The sequence below is a fragment of the Paeniglutamicibacter psychrophenolicus genome (genome assembly GCF_030812255.1).
GTDB classification, from domain to species: domain Bacteria; phylum Actinomycetota; class Actinomycetes; order Actinomycetales; family Micrococcaceae; genus Paeniglutamicibacter; species Paeniglutamicibacter psychrophenolicus_A.
Window position 1 is genome coordinate 638,810 of the sequence record NZ_JAUSSH010000002.1, and the last position, 16,469, is coordinate 655,278.

At 65.6% G+C, this 16,469-nt stretch carries 14 protein-coding genes and 1 pseudogene; 7 read left to right on the forward strand and 8 right to left on the reverse strand.

What is annotated here, in order from left to right:
• Positions 1-48: 48 nt before the first annotated feature.
• The 3 genes from J2T21_RS05965 (at position 49) to J2T21_RS05975 (ending at position 4,436) form a co-directional block, all read left to right on the forward strand.
• Positions 49-1,950, forward strand: coding sequence for an IS1096 element passenger TnpR family protein (locus J2T21_RS05965; protein WP_307579452.1), 1,902 nt, complete (start codon positions 49-51; stop codon positions 1,948-1,950).
• Positions 1,951-2,207: 257 nt separating this feature from the next.
• A complete protein-coding gene (locus J2T21_RS05970; protein WP_307579454.1) occupies positions 2,208-4,046 on the forward strand; it encodes a plasmid pRiA4b ORF-3 family protein in 1,839 nt (612 codons plus the stop codon).
• Positions 4,047-4,436 carry a nucleotidyltransferase family protein gene (locus J2T21_RS05975; protein ID WP_307579456.1) on the forward strand — a complete coding sequence of 130 codons (390 nt, stop codon included), beginning with the start codon at positions 4,047-4,049 and terminating at the stop codon, positions 4,434-4,436.
• A 483-nt stretch (positions 4,437-4,919) separates the two neighbouring features.
• Here the strand turns inward: J2T21_RS05975 and J2T21_RS05980 are convergent, their stop codons facing one another.
• From J2T21_RS05980 to J2T21_RS05990, 3 genes are all read right to left on the reverse strand, one after another.
• Positions 4,920-5,411, reverse strand: a complete 492-nt coding sequence (locus J2T21_RS05980; protein ID WP_307579459.1) for a nucleoside deaminase — start codon at positions 5,409-5,411, stop codon at positions 4,920-4,922.
• 127 nt (positions 5,412-5,538) lie between these two features.
• Positions 5,539-6,393: a DUF4184 family protein gene (locus J2T21_RS05985; protein WP_307579461.1), complete on the reverse strand. Its 855-nt coding sequence runs from the start codon at positions 6,391-6,393 to the stop codon at positions 5,539-5,541.
• A 105-nt stretch (positions 6,394-6,498) separates the two neighbouring features.
• Positions 6,499-7,440, reverse strand: coding sequence for a LysR family transcriptional regulator (locus J2T21_RS05990; protein ID WP_307579463.1), 942 nt, complete (start codon positions 7,438-7,440; stop codon positions 6,499-6,501).
• 78 nt (positions 7,441-7,518) lie between these two features.
• Between J2T21_RS05990 and J2T21_RS05995 the strand changes: the two genes are divergently transcribed.
• The 4 genes from J2T21_RS05995 (at position 7,519) to J2T21_RS06010 (ending at position 11,831) form a co-directional block, all read left to right on the forward strand.
• Complete coding sequence (locus tag J2T21_RS05995) at positions 7,519-9,258, forward strand: L-aspartate oxidase (RefSeq protein ID WP_307579465.1); 1,740 nt, start codon at positions 7,519-7,521, stop codon at positions 9,256-9,258.
• Positions 9,259-9,379: 121 nt separating this feature from the next.
• A complete protein-coding gene (locus tag J2T21_RS06000; RefSeq protein WP_307579467.1) occupies positions 9,380-10,327 on the forward strand; it encodes an ABC transporter ATP-binding protein in 948 nt (315 codons plus the stop codon).
• On the forward strand, positions 10,324-11,139 hold the full coding sequence (locus J2T21_RS06005; RefSeq protein ID WP_307579470.1) for an ABC transporter permease subunit: 816 nt from the start codon (positions 10,324-10,326) through the stop codon (positions 11,137-11,139). Before J2T21_RS06000 ends, J2T21_RS06005 begins: the two co-directional genes overlap by 4 nt.
• Before the next feature lie 152 nt (positions 11,140-11,291).
• Positions 11,292-11,831 (forward strand): hypothetical protein, encoded by a 540-nt coding sequence (locus J2T21_RS06010; RefSeq protein WP_307579472.1) that lies wholly within the window; start codon positions 11,292-11,294, stop codon positions 11,829-11,831.
• Positions 11,832-11,912: 81 nt separating this feature from the next.
• On the opposite strand, the pseudogene J2T21_RS06015 reads toward J2T21_RS06010, so the two are convergent.
• From J2T21_RS06015 to J2T21_RS06035, 5 genes and pseudogenes are all read right to left on the reverse strand, one after another.
• Positions 11,913-12,158: pseudogene (locus J2T21_RS06015) on the reverse strand (LUD domain-containing protein); the annotation flags it as partial.
• A 439-nt stretch (positions 12,159-12,597) separates the two neighbouring features.
• A complete protein-coding gene (locus J2T21_RS06020; RefSeq protein WP_307579476.1) occupies positions 12,598-13,077 on the reverse strand; it encodes a hypothetical protein in 480 nt (159 codons plus the stop codon).
• Between the two features lie 265 nt (positions 13,078-13,342).
• Positions 13,343-13,981 carry a LutC/YkgG family protein gene (locus J2T21_RS06025; RefSeq protein ID WP_307579478.1) on the reverse strand — a complete coding sequence of 213 codons (639 nt, stop codon included), beginning with the start codon at positions 13,979-13,981 and terminating at the stop codon, positions 13,343-13,345.
• 5 nt (positions 13,982-13,986) lie between these two features.
• Positions 13,987-15,492: a LutB/LldF family L-lactate oxidation iron-sulfur protein gene (locus J2T21_RS06030; RefSeq protein ID WP_307579479.1), complete on the reverse strand. Its 1,506-nt coding sequence runs from the start codon at positions 15,490-15,492 to the stop codon at positions 13,987-13,989.
• Complete coding sequence (locus J2T21_RS06035) at positions 15,493-16,290, reverse strand: (Fe-S)-binding protein (RefSeq protein ID WP_307579481.1); 798 nt, start codon at positions 16,288-16,290, stop codon at positions 15,493-15,495. It abuts the gene before it with no gap.
• Positions 16,291-16,469 lie beyond the last annotated feature (179 nt).

Genomic DNA, 16,469 nt, shown 5'->3' on the forward strand with positions numbered 1-16,469 from the left:
ATCGTTGGTTTGAGCAGCTTGACCGTTTCCACCGATCGACGGAGTCCCATGTCCAAGAAGAAGAACAGCAGGCCGGGCAAGAACCAGAAGCCGCGCAACAAGAAGGCCTCCGGTTCCGGGACAGCGGGTTCGCGCCGCGGCTCCGCCGTGTCGTTGGGAGCATTCCGGGCCGAAAAGCTTTTGGCCCTCTTGACGCCGGGATTCATTGAATGGTTCAAGGAAGTGGAAGGGCCGGAGGAGGACGCGCGGGGCTGCCTGAAGGTCGTCGGCGTGGTGCTCGGCGAGCTGTTGCAGGCGGCCCCCGCCTCAAGCGCCACCTCGTTCACCCTTGAGGACGCGGTTCATGCGTTCGAAGCCCTTGAAGAGGTGTTCGGCGACGACGTGGAATTGTTGATCGATGCCTTGCACGTTTACGTGGACTTCCTGGATGAAAACGACTTGTGGACCGGAACCGAGGGGGAACTTGCCGCGGTGCACGACCTTGTGGGCGGTGGCTCCGAGATCCCCTTCCCCGATCTTCCCGAGATTCTGGTCCCGGAGATCCCGCTTGATCAGGAACTGGCGGCGTTCGAGGCCATGCCGCTGATCTCGCGGACCTCGGCACTGCTCGAATGGGTCGGCACGGGCAAGTCCGTGACCTCGACGGGGGTGCTGCGGTTGGCGGACATCGAAGCGGCGGCAGCCTGTGTCGGGGTCAAGGCACGCGGCCAGCGGCAGGCGCCGCGGCGCAATGCCGAGGCATTGCCGGGGCTGGACATGCCGAACCTTGAAGAGGTGGATGAGCCCGTTTTAGTGGTTCGGAGCATGAACGACGTGCCGGAGTTGGCGATGCTGTGGAACAGCCTTCTGGATGCCGAGCTGATCGACGTGCGAGCCACCAAAGTGGTGCCTCTGGCGGGGACCGGCTTCGAACCCGGCGCTAATGACTCCCGGAAACTGGAAACCTACCGGGACCTGGCGACCATCACCCTGCAGGGGCTGGAAGACGAGATCCTGGACGTGGGACCGTTCGGCTCCGCGTTGTGGATGATGCACAAGGCGGTGTTCACCATCGGCTGCAGCTCCGAGCCCATGCCGGTCGATCGTTTTGACCTCGACGAGGACCTCGAGCCGGACGACGAGGCCTACCTTGCAAATGCCATGGCCAATGCTGCTCTCGGGATGTTCAGGGAGCTGGAAAAGCTGGGCCTGGTGTCAATTGACACCCATGTGCGTGTTCCGAGGCATTTGCGGCAAATCGTCAAGACCGTCTTTGCGGGGATGCCCGAGGACTTCGACGAACTTGACGAAGTCAACGGTTTTCCGGCGGCGGCGGGGGAACATGAGATCGAGCTGCGGCGGGACACGCCGCCGGTCGAGACCACCGCGATCCACCAATTGCGGGTCGAACTCCAGGACCTCACGCCCCCGATCTGGCGCACGGTCCTGGTCCCCAACGGCGCAAGCCTCCGGGACCTCCACGACATCATCCAGCGCGCCTTCGAGTGGGACAACAGCCATATGCACCGGTTCCAAAAGGGTGGCAGGAACGGAACCTCGTACTCCAGCCCCAGCCCGTTTGAGCCGTACCCCGGCGAGAACCGCGACGTTGACGAGAACACCGTTGCGCTCTCGGAGGTTTTCAAGCGGAAGGGCTCGAAGCTCGAGTACACCTACGACTTCGGTGATTCGTGGCGACACCTGGTCACGCTGGAAAAGACCCTGTCGCCCAAGGACGCCGGGGAGTTTCCCCGCTGTATCGATGGACAACGGATGGCTCCCGAAGAGGATTGCGGCGGCGCGTGGGGATGGATCAACCTGCTCGATGCCGTCAACGACCCGGCGCACCCCGCACACGAGGACCGCATGGACTGGATGGGGATGGAAGAAGGCGAGACCCTGGACCCCGAGAAATTCGACCTCGCGGAAATCAACGAGCGGCTCAGCCGGTTCCAGGGCGTCCTTGGGTAGGTTCCAGAACGGAACGGTGCACGAACTACGCGATCCGGCACTGCCCGCCACCGGCTAATTACCGGCGCCAGATGATGGATTGTGGGCAGGGATGGTCTTTTGGGCGTTGCCACGTCATGAACCCGGTCCCGGCGTCGAGGGCACCGCACCCGATGCAACCGCTTCGCGGCGCAGCGCCAAATTGCGGCAGTCGGGCCACGCGCATATCGTTGTCCACGAAGTCCCAGCCCCAAACCCTGATTCGGAGTTCCATGGCCATGAACGGCACGAGCGGCACGCAGCAGTCCCCGCACCTCGGCACGAGATTGGGCGCGTCCACCGGGCCGAGGGCCGTGCTCTCACCCGCCGCGCTGGAGGTCGATCAGCTGCTGGCGCCCCTGCTTCCACGGTTCCTGGAGTGGTTCGAAGTAAGCTGCGGGTCGGATGAAGACGCACTGGACTGTCTGGAAACCATCCGCTTGGTCCTGGTGGAATTCCGCGAAGTTGCAGCCAAGCCAAGCATCACTGCGTTGACGTCGGAAGACGCCGTCGCGGTTCTGGGAAAACTGGAGGCGGAGTCGGGCGATGACATCTTTCAGGTCCTCGAAGATTTCCATCTCTACCTCGAATTCCTCGGTCAGAACGAGCTGTGGACCGGCACCCAAGACGACTTCAACGACCTGGACTACCTCTTCGGGATCGGGGACGAGGTTCCCATGCCGGAATTGCCGGAGATCACGATCCCGGTGATTCCCCGGTCCGCCGAGCTGGCGGCCTTCGACGCCATGCCGCTGTTGCGCCATGCCACGGCGCTGCTCGAATGGATCGACACCGGCAAACCCGTCACGGCAACAGGGACGCTGAAGCTCGGTGACATTGAGGCCGCGGCCGCTTGCGTGGGTGTCGCGGCCCGCGGTGCCGGAGCCACGAAGAAGCCGCGAAAGACCGAAGATGTGCTGCCCGGATTCGAATCGTTGATGCCCGGCACCGATCAGGGCAGCGAGGCAGCCGAAGCTCCCGGCACCGTGGCGACGGTCCGTTCCATGAACGAGGTGCCACTGCTGGGCATGGTGTGGCACGGCCTGGTGGCCGCTGGTCTGCTGAAGGTCCGGGCGACCACCGCGGCGCCTGCCAAGGGGCACGGGCTGGGCCCGGACGCCACGGACCGGGAACGGCTGGACGCCTGCCGGAAGCTGGCGCTGTGCGTGCTGCGGACCCGCGCGGAATCCGTCATGGCCACGCCGATGACAGGTCCGTTGCTGTGGATGGTGAACAAGACGGCCCTGACCATGGGTTGCAGCACCGAGCCCCTGCCGATCGACATGCTCGCCCCGGAAGGGGAAACGGAACCGGAGGAGGAACTCTCCGTCGAGTACCTCCTGGCGCGGACGGCACTGGACCAGTTTCGCGAGCTTATGGTGCTGGGGTTCGTGGAACTGGATACCCACGTGCGGGTCCCGGAACACCTCTGGGCGGCCGTGAAGGCCGTGTTCTCCGACGACCCGGACCAGACGCCGGTATACCCCCAGGCGCCGGCCAATGCGGAGAAGGCCTACGAGCACAAGGTCATGATCCAGCACAGCTCGCCGCCTATCTGGCGCCGTCTGCGGGTGCCGGCCGGAATACCCCTTGACGAATTCCACCACCTCATCCAGGCCTCATTCGACTGGGACAACAGCCACCTGCACCTGTTCCGGAAGCCAGGAAAGGGCGGAACGTTCTACTCCAACGAATACGTGGAGACCGTTCCCTGGGAAGAAGCCCACATCGACGAGTCAACGGTGCTTCTCGCCCAGGTGCTGCAGAACGAGAAGGAATCGCTCTTCTACGAATACGACTTCGGCGACAACTGGCAGCACCGGATCACCCTCGAGAAAATCCTCGAGACGCAGGATGCCGGTCCGCTTCCATCCTGCACCGGCGGGCGCGGCATGGCGCCGGCCGACGACACCGGTGGCCCGTGGGGCTGGGCCAGCAAGGTCGAGGCGTCCAACGACCCGGCACACCCGGACTACGAGTGGCTTCGGCAGTGGTTCGGGCTCGAGGACGGGGACGTGCTGGACCCGAAGGCCTTCGACAAGCGCGACGTCAACACGGCCCTCAAGAATTTCCGCTGAATGGATGCCGGGACCAGACACCGCCTCACCACCGGCGCGCTGCTGGCGGTCGGCGCCGGGACCCGGCCGGGCCGCGGCCCCAAGGCGCTGCTGCGCAAGGCCGACGGGGCGACACTGCTCGAATCCGCGCGGCACGCGTTGCTGGCCGGAGGCTGCACCCACGTGGCGGTGGTCCAGGGTGCCGAGGCCGGACGTGTCTCGGCGGGGTTGGAGAACGACGCGAACACCACGGTGCTGGTGAACGAGCACTGGGCCACCGGCTTGGGTTCGTCCCTTGTACAGGGAACGGCGGCGGTCCCGCAAGGCTCCGCAACCCTGGTGAAGTTGGTGGACCAGCCCGGCCAGAGCGCCGAACTGGTCCGCAGGATCCTGGACGCGCACCGCCCCTGACGGATCACCGCGGCCGGTTACCGCTCGGGGGATGGCCCGTTGCGGCGCGGGCACCCAGTGCTCTTCGCGGCGGAACACCTCGGCCCGGCTGCGGCAACCGCCACCGGTGATGCCGGCGCGCGCGGCTACCTGGGGGCCAACCGGGAGCTGGTCGACCTCGTTGGCTGCACGGACCTGGACACGGGCCTGGACATCGACACCGTCGCCGACCTGCACCTGCTCGATCGGCACCAGCAGAGGGACCTTGCCCGCGACGTTCAGCGCCAGACAAATGTGGTCGCGGCGGATGGGTGCCAGGGTGAAACGGATCCCCGTGGCATCGATGAGCAGTTCCTCAAGGAGCGACGGGGCCAGCGCCTCGGCGATGACTCACACGACCCGGCCGCGGAATGGTCGCAGGCTCAACACCACACCCGCATCGGCGTCCTGCACGCCTTGCAGGGTGTGGATTTGGCACGGCGGTGGCCGTTGGACCAGGCGTGCCTAGTACTCGATGCGGGTGTCGAGCTCCGCCCACAGGGTGAATGGTTCGTGGCGGTCGAACCCGCCGTCGGGCATGCGTTCGACCGGCATCAGGAGGGATCGTTCGGCCTCGCTGCCCTCGAAGTATTCGTAGAAGGCCGCATCGTCGAAGCCGGCCTCCGCCGCCTCGTGCCTGTCGGCGGCAAAGACCACACGCGAGACACGGGCCCAAAGGGCCGAGGCAAGGCACATGGGACAGGGCTCGCAGCTGGAGTACAAGACCGCGCCGGTGAGGTCGAAGGTGCCTAGCGCTGTACATGCGGCGCGGATGGCGGTGACTTCGGCGTGGGCAGTGGGGTCGTTGTTGGCCGTGACGCGGTTGACTCCCTCGAAACGTGATCCGTCTGCGGCCACGATCAAGGCCCCGAAGGGCCCGCCCGCATTGCGGACGTTGTCGGCGGCAATGGCAACGGCAGACGCGAGGTTTTTTGCTGAAACGGTGGTATCCGTCATGGTGGCGACTTCCTTACCCAGCAGGCGAAGTGCCGGAGAAAGGATGTCTTCCACTTTGCAGGGAAGCCGGCGTCGGTAAATCTCAACATAGCAACCGAAGTTGTACGACGCCACCATCCGGGCGAGGTTAGTCGCGGGCCTTGGCGACGGCGCGAAGCCTCCGGATCACGGACACCGCATGCCACAGGACGGCGTAGGCCGCCAAGGCCACCACCAGGGCGGCGCCTCCGCGCGTAATGACGATCCACAGGAACGTCCCGGCACTGGCTGCGTCCTCCATGACGGGCTTCGAATCAAGGCCGAGGACCGCGGCAATGGTGGCCGGAACCACCAGGAGCAGCGCCAGCAGGAGGGCGCGGACTTTCCTGCCTTGGAGTTCGCCGTTCTTCCCCCGATGCCCGGAGGCTTTTTGCCGTTTGAGGTACCAGAGGACGACGAGCACCAAGCCGGCCAGGGTGCTGCCGTGTTGCAGGAGCCGGTAGATGGCGATTCCGGCGACAGGCTCGCTGGCCAGCAACGGCACTCGTTCCACGACCCAGCCGTAGGAATGCGTGAAGGAATCCCACGCCAGGTGCGTGAGGAGCCCGAGCATCAGCGAATAGAAGGTCCACAACGCAACCCGGGCACTGGTCGGCGGACGGCCCTTGAGCGCCGGCTTGTCCGGGACCCACGAGTCGGGTAGCGCCCAACGCAGTGGTTTCACCACGAGCCACAGGAAACCGGCCAGCACCAGCGCCAGCGGCAACCCGACGCTCAGGATCTGGGAAAAATCGTGCGAGTTCGCGCCGTTGAGCATGGGTGCGTACCAGGCGTCGCTGGTGGAGGACACCATGGCGAAGTAGGGGACGTCCGGGGCCATGGCGCCGGCGACCAAGGCAACGGGGACGAAGGGTTGTCGCAGGAAGGGCAAGACTGCAGCCGGGTGAGCCAAGGTGAAAGGCAAGGGATTCCTCGAAAAGTTGCGTCGGAGCCCACGGGGCAACGCATTGACGTTGCGAATGGGTTCACCTCCAAGCCTAGTTGGCTCCGGGCCGGAACGCGTCCGGTTGGACTGTTGGAACCAACACGTTTGACCAGCCCGCGACGACTACGAAACCCGGGTCACCAAGCCGCGGGTTGAGGCGCTGCCCGACGCCAGGAGGTTTGCGGTGTCAAAAATCATCTCCTGCATGGCCTGGGCGGCGCGGGTCGGCGAGACATCGTTGCGGTGGGCCAGGCTGACCGTCCGGGACAACCCGGGATTGGTGAGCCGCACCGAACACAGGCGCTGCCGATCGAGCATGACCATGGCAGGGACCACGGCGACCCCCAGTCCGCGTTCCACGCAACGCAACACGGCATCCATTTCAGACCCCTCAAGGACCAGATTCGGGGCGAGTCCGGCGGCATGGAACGCCTGCGAGGTGGCCTCCCGCAGGTCGTAGCTCTGGTGGTAGGTGATCTGCGGCAGTTCCGCCAGATCGGCAAGGGTCAGGGAGTCGCGACCGGCGAGGTGGGTGCTGTCCACCGAGGCGACGACCACCAGCTCCTCGGTGAGCAGCGGAGTGCGCTGCAAGCTGGCGGCGGGGGCCGTGCGGTCCTCCGAGGTGACGATGAGCGCCAGGTCGAGGGCGCCCCCGGCGAGCTCGTCGAGCAGGCCGCGGGAGCCCTGTTCGGTCAGGTGCAGGTCGATGCCGGGGTAGGCGGCATGGAACGCGGTCAGCACATCCGGAACCAGGCTGACGCACAATGTCGGGGTCGCACCGAGCCTTACCCGCCCCTGCTTGAGGCCCGCGAGTTCCTGCATCTCGTGGCGGACGGTTTCCGCGTCGGCGAGCATCCGCCTGGCCAGGGGGAGCAACGATTCCCCTGCATCGGTGAGTGTGATGTTGCCCCGGGCCCGGTGGAACAGCTCCGCACCGAGATCTGATTCCAGGGTGGATATCTGCCGGCTCAAGGAAGGCTGCGCGAGGTGCAGAAGCGCGGCGGCACGCGTGAAATGGCCCGTGCGTGCCACTTCCACGAAGCTTTGGAGCTGTTCCAGGTTCATGCTCGATAGCGTATACGCATTGAAACGACTCGAACAATTCATTGGACGGATCGAGGGCATGTTCCTAGCGTTGAAGACATGAGCGCAACAGCAACGAAAGAACAACAGATTTCCACCACCGTCCTGGTCATCGGCACCGGAGGATCGGGGCTGCGGGCCGCCATCGAGCTGGCCGAAATGGGGGTGGACGTGCTCTCCGTGGGCAAGCGCCCGCGCAACGACGCCCACACCTCGCTCGCCGCCGGCGGCATCAACGCGGCCCTCGGAACCATGGACAAGGACGACAGTTGGCAGCAGCACGCCGCCGACACCATCAAGGAAAGCTACTACCTGGCCAACCCGCACACGGTCGAAATCGTCGCCCGCGGTGCGGCCCAGGGAATCCACGACCTGGAACGCTACGGCATGGGCTTCGCCAGGGAGGAGGACGGGCGGATCTCCCAGCGCTTCTTCGGCGCCCACACCTTCCGCCGCACCGCATTTGCCGGAGACTACACCGGCCTGGAAATCCAGCGCAGCCTGGTGAGCCGGGCCGAACAACTGCAGATCCCGATCCTTGACTCGGTCTACATCACCCGGCTGCTGGTGCGCGACAACCAAGTCTTCGGTGCCTATGGCTTCGACATCAGGTCTGGCAAGCGCTACCTCATCCACGCCGACTCGGTCATCCTGGCTGCCGGAGGCCACACCCGCATCTGGCGCCGCACCTCCTCGCGCCGCGATGAGAACACCGGGGACGCCTTCCGCCTGGCAGTGGACGCCGGGGCCCGCCTGCGCGACCCGGAACTGGTGCAGTTCCACCCGTCGGGCATCATCGAACCGGAAAGCGCCGCAGGTACCTTGATCTCCGAGGCGGCCCGCGGCGAGGGCGGCATCCTGCGCAACGCGCTGGGGGAGCGGTTCATGGAACGCTACGACCCGATCCGCAAGGAACTCTCCACCCGGGACCGCGTGGCGCTGGCCGCCTACACAGAGATCAAGGAAGGCCGCGGGACCAAGAACGGCGGGGTTTGGCTGGACGTCTCGCACCTGCCGCGCGAAACCATCATGGAGCGCCTGCCGCGTGTTTACCAGACCATGCTTGAAGTGCAGATGCTCGACGTCACTGCCGAACCCATCGAAATCGCACCCACCGCGCACTACTCCATGGGCGGGGTCTGGGTGCGCCCGGAAGACCACGGCACGGATGTCAACGGGCTCTACGCCATCGGGGAGGCCTCCAGCGGCCTGCACGGCGCCAACAGGTTGGGCGGCAATTCGCTGATCGAGCTGTTGGTCTTCGGGCGCATCGTTGCACGCGCCGCTGCCAAGTACTCGGCTTCCCTGGATTCCCAGCCGCGTTCGGCCGAGGCCATCGCCGGGGCCCGCGCCGAGATCGACGACCTGCTGGCCGCGGACGGGCAGGAAAACGTTCGGGAGTTGCAGCGTGCGATCCGCAACATGATGACCGACCATGCAGGCGTGGTCCGGGATGAAGCAGGATTGCAGGCCGGACTGGCCAAGCTTGCGGACATCGAGGAACGCATGGAGCACGTGGGGATCCATCCGGACATTGCCGGCTACCAGGATCTGGCGCACGCCTTCGACCTGTTGGGTTCGGCCCTGGCTGCCAGGGCCACCCTCGAGGCGGCCATCGAGCGCCGCGAGACCCGCGGCTGCCACAACCGCAGCGACTACCCCGAAATGGACCCCTCGTTGCAGGTCAACCTGGTCTGGTCACCGCGCACGGGGGTGGCGCGAGAGGCGATCCCGGAGATCCCGGCGGAAATCTCCGCCCTGATCAAGGAGGTCTCATCGGCGGGGAAACTGGTCGAGTAGGACCGGCTCCTGTCGGGGCCCCCTGCGGCACCTTGCATGTCGGAAGCTGGCGTGGATCGTGCGCAGGAACGACAATGAAGTATGGGGGAGCCCCGAGGCGGGCACCCGGAAGGGCAGCGGCATGGAGAACGTCATCGAGGTGCAGGGCCTTGCCAAGAGCTTCGGCCACCGCGAGGCGTTGCGCGGCATCGACTTCGAGATCCCCCGTGGCAGCGTCTTCGGGGTGATCGGGCCCAACGGTGCCGGCAAGACCACCGCCATGCGCTGCCTGCTGGACATCATCAGGCCCACGGCCGGCCAGGTGCGGGTGCTCGGCACCGATCCGCGCCGGGCAGGCCCGGAGATCCGCCGCCGCATCGGGTACCTCCCGGGCGAACTCGCCCTGGAGCGGCGGATCACCGGGCGGAGGATGATGGACCACTTTGCCGCCATCAGCGGACCGGTGGCCCCCGGCCGGGTCGAGGAACTGGCCTCACGGCTGGGACTCGAGCTGGACCGGCAGTCGCGCAAGCTCTCCAAGGGCAACAAGCAGAAGCTCGGATTGGTGCAGGCGTTCATGCACGATCCGGAGCTGCTCATTCTCGACGAACCCACCTCCGGCCTGGATCCGCTGATGCAGCGGGAATTCCTCGGCATGGTCGAGGACGCCCGCGGGCGCGGGCAGACACTTTTCCTCTCCTCCCACCTGATCGGGGAGATCGAACAGGCGGCGGACCGCGTGGCGATCCTGCGCGACGGGCTGATCGTGCGCACCGCCACGGTTCAGGAGCTGCGGGCAGGTGCCCGTCGCCGGCTGCGCGTCCTGGCCGCCACGGACCCCGAGACACTTGCCGCGGCCCTGGAACCGCTCCCCGGCCTGGAACTGCTGGACACCGAAAAACTCGGTGAAGGGGTCGGTGCACTCGAGGCGAGATTCTCCGGCGAGGTGGGCGCGCTCCTGCACGCCCTGGCCGGGGTCGAGGTGCTCGACCTGGTCCTTGAGGAACCGGACCTGGAGGAAGCGGTGCTCGAGCTCTACGGTTCCCTCCCCGGGAACGGACGCCATCGCGCGGGGGAGCCGCGGCCATGACGCCCGCCGCCCGCCGCCCGGTCCTGCCGCTGATGGGCAAGGCACTACTGGACACCTGGCGTTCCACGCTCGTCTGGGCCCTGGTGCTTCTGTCCGTGCTGGCGCTCTACCTACCGCTCTACCCGTCCATGGCCGGCCCGGAAATGGAGAGACTGCTCGCCTCCCTGCCCGAGGAGCTGATCAGTGCCCTGGACTACGACCAGATCGCGACCGGTGCCGGCTACGCCCAGGCGACCTTCTTCGGCCTGCTGGGATTCATGCTTTCCTCGGCCGTGGCCATCGGCACCGGGGCCGCGGCCATCGGCGGGGACGAGGATGAGGGACTGCTCGAACTCACGCTCGCCCACGGGGTGACGCGCACCCAGGTGGTCCTGGAACGCTCCCTGGCGCTGCTGCTGCGCATGGCCTTCCTGATGATGGTGATCTACGCGGGGGTGCTGGCGCTGAACGGGCCCTCGGAGCTGGGGCTTGATCCCGGGACGCTCGTCCAGGCGGTGGCACAGTTCCTGCTGCTGGTGCTGCTCGGCGGCACCGCGGCGCTGCTGGGCGGGGCCGCGGGCGGGCACCGAACGCACGGAACCGCTGCCGGCGCCCTGGTGGCGGTCGGGGGTTACATGCTCAATGCGCTGGGCAACCAGGGAGAGGACCTGCAGTGGATGCACGCCTTCTCCCCGTACCACTGGGCGCTCGGCGGGCAGCCCGTGGCCAACGGCGTGGACTGGAGCGCGTTGTGGGGACTGGCGGGCCTGAACGTGCTTTTCGTTGCGCTCGCCGTCTTCGCGCTGCGCCGCCGCGATGTCGGGGGAGCCTAGCTGCGGGATCCTCACTGCCGCGATTGACATAGTCCGTTGACAGCATCCCAACAGCCCCGCCATATCGGCCACGGGCAAGCTGGAATGGAGCCGGCGATGAATGCCGGACCACCAACTGGTACCGCTGCGGGCGGCCACTGAAGGGAACACCCATGGCAACGAAGAAGACTATGGCGCTGGGGACATCCGCCGCGGCACTGGCCCTGGTCACCGGACTGGGCCTCGCATCGGTCGCATCCGCGGCCGACGCGACGGGTGCCGCCTCCGACACGACCAGCGGCACCACGCAGTCTGCGCCTTCCGAACGCGGCGGGCACGGCGGCCATCGCAGCGGGGGTCCTGAAATGGCCTCGGGCCTGGCCGAGAAGCTGGGCGTCAAGGAAAGCAAGCTCAGCGATGCCCTGGACACGTTCAGGGAAGCCAACAAGCCGGCCGAGCGCACCGAGGATGCCGCCAGGCCGGATCGTGCGGAAAGGGACGCGGCCTTGGCCAAGTCCCTGGCCCAAACACTGGGCATCGAAGAATCCAAGGTCACCGCGGCCCTGGAGGAACTTCGGACCGAGGGACAAGCAGAACGTGCCGCGGCACTGAAGTCGAAGCTGGACGCGGCGGTCAAGGACGGGACGCTCACCCAGATCGAGGTCGACGCCGTCACCAAGGCCACCGAGAAGGGAGTGATCGGCGGGCGCTAACCCGCGGGACCGTCCCGAAAAAGCCAAGAGGTGGCCCCCGGAACCACCCGGGGCCACCTCTTGCGATTGGGGTGACGGAGCCTAGATTCCCTTGACGATGATGACGTCCAGCTGGCGCGGGCCATGTACGCCTTCGACTCGCTCGAGCTCGATGTCGCTGGTGGCGCCGGGTCCGGAGATCCAGGTCAGCGGACGGGTGATGCCCATGCGCGGCAGGGCCTCGGGCAACAGGCGCACGATCGTGGCCCGCGGGACCACGCACACGTGGTGGTCCGGGAGCAGATTGATCGTGTTTTTTGTGCCGGTCCGACAACTGACGCATGGGCTGAGCGATCCTGACCTAACGTCAAGGCAAGTGAAATCTTTGGGCTCAGGTTCTCCCATGTCTAGCGGTTCCGGGGAGCGCGCTTTCCCTTCGCCACGGTTGCCGGGGGGTGACCTGTAGCTGCCAACGTGAGCCAAACAATGTGTTTTTCTGGATCAATGCAGTACCAGAGCCTTGCGCCGGAAGAGATATCGTACTGCCATTGCTCCAATTGGGTTCCGCCGATCATACTAGATCCGAGGGAACCGCGTAATCTCTTCTGTACGTCGGAACGAATTGCGGGCGAATGCTTCAAACGTTGTTTAGCCTCAGCGGTATTGCCCGGAAACTGGTTCTCCAACTCCGTGAAAGCCAGGGATTCCTTCGTGGCGTATCGGATGTCCCACTCGTTGACAGCTGGTGGTGGGGGAACCTGGCCGCCTCGCTTGGGACGCGCCATGTTCAAGCGGTGGAAACAATTGGCATGTCTACCGACATATCGAGTGGCTCCGGAACGTCACGGGACAGTGACGCAGCCAGGGCGCTGTCCGACCAGATCTCTGCGGTGTTGCGCCAATCCTCGATCAGTTCCGAAAAAGCTGTGTAGCGGCCAATTGAGGCGCACGCCCTGAGGGTGTTTGCGGATTCCCTGGCGAACGTTTCGCGGTCGGCAGGCGGGAGGAAAGCTACCCACGGAAGTGTCGAGGCAAGCGCATCGGCAAAGCGGTGCACCATCGACTCATCGAGAACCAATGCCGCCAATGCGGCGGAAAGGAAATCCGTGGCCTCGGCGGTGGCCTGAGCGCGGCTTTCGGTCTCCAATGCCCATGCGGGTCGACCTGCACGCTGTTGGAGGATGATCCTGCTGTCGTCACGCTCCGCGTCGGCGAGATGTTGGTTGTAATTCTGGATGAACCGACTCATCGGCAACTTCTTGGCCATAACTCCATTCTACGTAACTAGTTACGTAGACATCAATGGTTCCAGGGGTTGTAGAACGCGTACACGTCGACGTCACTGATGCTCCGTGACCTGAATACAAGTCAGCAGGCAGAAAGGCGTCCAAAGGCCGTTGCAGGGAAAGCCGGCCCTGAAGTACGTGTGCTACCAGTGGACTCGGTATGGCTCATCCATAACTGGCCCATGCAGAGATCTCCCGCCAACACGAAATGCGGTTGGCGGGAGATCTGCGCTTCTTCTGGGGGCCTTACAGCCCCTTGACGATGATGACGTCCAGCTGGCGCGGGCCATGTACGCCTTCGACTCGCTCGAGCTCGATGTCGCTGGTGGCGCTGGGTCCGGAGATCCAGGTCAGCGGACGGGTGATGTCCATGCGCGGCAGGGCCTCGGGCAACAGGCGCACGATCGTGGACATCGGGACCACGCACACGTGGTGGTCCGGGACCAGCGAGATTGCGCGCCGTCCTTGGTCACCGCTGCCGTCCAGCACGATGGTGCCGGACTCTGCAATGGAGACGGCCGATGAAGTCAGCACCGCGTCGGTGTTATCCAGCTCGGTCACGCTCAGCACCGCGCCGGGGACGTCGATGCGGCGGCGCGCATCACCGTTCGGCATGGCATCGGCCAGCCAGGCTTCGTCGATGCCGTGCGGCACCACAAAGCTGGTCGCGCCCTTGAGGCGCTCGGCAATCGTTGCCGAAAGCTGCGCTGAATCCACAACGTCAACATGGGCCTTGTAATCCTCGAGCCGGTCGACCAGCAGTGTGACAAGCTCGGCCTGCGGCATGTCCGAGGTGGTGCGGTACTCGCGGGGGATCGGCTCCGCGGTCGGGGCATCGCGCAGGGCGGAGGTGATGCGGGAGAGGATTTCTTCCTTGGCGCTCATTGTGGCTATTTCTCCTGCTCGGTCGTGGCGGCTGCGGGCCGGTGGTCTTTCTTCCACCAGTCGCGGAAGGACTGCGCCGGGGGAGCGGGGATGTCGCGGGACTGGGTCCAGCCCGCGGCAATGCCCGGTAGGCGCTTGATCTTCTTGTCGCGTCCGGCGGCCAGCTTGCCCAGAGGCAGGCCCTTTTCCAGCAGGCCGAGGTTCTTGCCGGAGGAGAAGGCCCACTGGGCCCCCTTCATCATCAGGTCCATCTGGCTCGGCAGCTTATTCTCGCCGCGCTTGGAATCCACGTCCTCGCCGCGCAGGTGCACCAGGATTTCGGGGATGTTGATCTTCACCGGGCAGGCGTCGTAGCAGGCGCCGCAGAGCGAGGAAGCGTAGGGCAGCGAGCTGTTCTCCTCGGACTTGATGCCGGTGAGCAGCGGGGTGAGGATCGCGCCGATCGGGCCCGGGTAGGTGGAACCGTAGGCGTGGCCGCCGGTGCGTTCATAGACGGGGCACACGTTCATGCAGGCCGAGCAGCGGATGCAGTTCAGCGCGGTGCGTCCGTACTTGTCGGCCAGTGCGGCGGTCCGTCCGTTGTCCAGCATCACCAGGTGTACGTTCTGCGGTCCGTCGCCCTCGGTGACCCCGGTCCAGAGCGAGGTGTACGGGTTCATGCGCTCGCCGGTGGAGGAGCGCGGCAGCAGCTGCATGAAGACCTCGAGGTCCTCCTTGCCCGGCAACAGCTTCTCGATGCCCATGACGGTGATCAGCGTTTCGGGCAGGGTCAGGCACATCCGCCCGTTGCCCTCGGACTCGACGACCGCCAGCGTGCCGGAATCGGCCAGGGCGAAGTTGGCCCCGGAGACCGCGACCTTGGCGGAGAGGAACTTGCGGCGCAGGTGTTCGCGGGCGGCCATGGCCAGAAGGCGCGGCTCGTCGGTCAGATTCGGGTCCACATTCGGCATTTCCGCCAGGAAAATGTCGCGCACCTCGGTGCGGTTCTTGTGGATGGCCGGGACCAGGATGTGGCTGGGCTTGTCGTGGCCCAGCTGGACGATCAGCTCGGCCAGGTCGGTCTCGAAGGCGGAGATGCCCTGCTCCTCGAGGTACTCGTTGAGCCCAATCTCCTGGGTGGCCATGGACTTGACCTTGACGACCTCGTCTGTGTCCTGTTCCTTGATCAGGTCCGAGACGATCCGGTTGGCCTCGTCGGCGTCGCGGGCCCAGTGGATGATTCCGCCGCGGGCGGTGAAGTTCTTTTCGAACTCCTCAAGCAGCGCCGGCAGGTTCGCCATGACCTGGTTCTTGGTTGCCGCTCCGGCGTCGCGCAATTCCTCCCAGTCGGGAAGTTCGCCCACGACCTTGAGGCGCTTGTCGCGGATGGTGTGGGTCGCGTGGCGCAGGTTGGCACGCATCTGGGTGTTGCCCAGTTCGCGGTGCGCCGCGGCCGGGAACGGCTCGTCGATGTGCAGGTTGCCGTCGCCGAAGACCGGAAGGCTCGGCATGCCCATGAAGACGTTGCTCATTTACTTGCCTCCCTTTCCTACGAATACCTCGCCCGTCACGGAGACGGGTTCGGTGATGGTGCTGGCCAGGATCTCGGCAAAGTGAAGAGTGGTGGTGTTGGACTTGGTGCGCGAGAGCCCGCCGCCGATGTGCATGAGGCAGGAGGCGTCTCCGCCGGAGCACAGCGAGGCGCCGGTGGATTCGATGTTCTTGGCCTTGTCCTCGAGCATCGCCGAGGACACGTCGGCGTTCTTCATGGAGAAGGTTCCGCCGAATCCGCAGCACTGGTCGGCCTCGGGCAGGTCGGCAACCTCGATGCCGCCGACACTCTTGAGCAGGTCCAGCTGGCGGTCGCCCAGATGCAGCGAGCGCATGCCGTGGCAGGAGGGGTGGTAGGTGACCTTGTGCGCAAAGTGCGATCCGAGCTGTTCGGCGGCATTGGTGACGCCCAGGACGTCGACCAAAAGCTGGGAGAGTTCGTAGGTCTTGGCGCCCACGGCCTCGGCACGTGCCTTCAGCGCGGCGTCGCCGCAGCGTTCGGCCAGGACGGGGTGTTGGTGCTTGACCGAGGCGACGCAGGACCCGGACGGTGCGACCGCAACGTCGTAGGTTTTGGCCTCGAAGGCCGCCACGTGGTTGGCCACCACCGGCAGCGCCTCGTCCATGTAGCCGGAGTTGATGTGCATCTGGCCGCAGCATGCCTGGCCGGAGGGGAAGATGACCTCGTGGCCCAGTCGTTCAAGGATCTTGACGGTGGCACGCGCGGTTTGCGGATACATGGCATCAACGATGCAGGTGGCAAAAAGTGCGATTTTCATTCAGCGGCCCTTCCGGCGTGCTCTGCCGAGGATTTTATGTGGTCTGACCATACTAGACCGTGATCGTGCACACGTCTAGCCGGACGTTTCGCGCAGGGCGCTTGTGATGAGACTCACCGCCGGACGGATTTTTGAGCTACACTATCGTGGTCGGACCATAGTGGTCCGACCACGGGTGC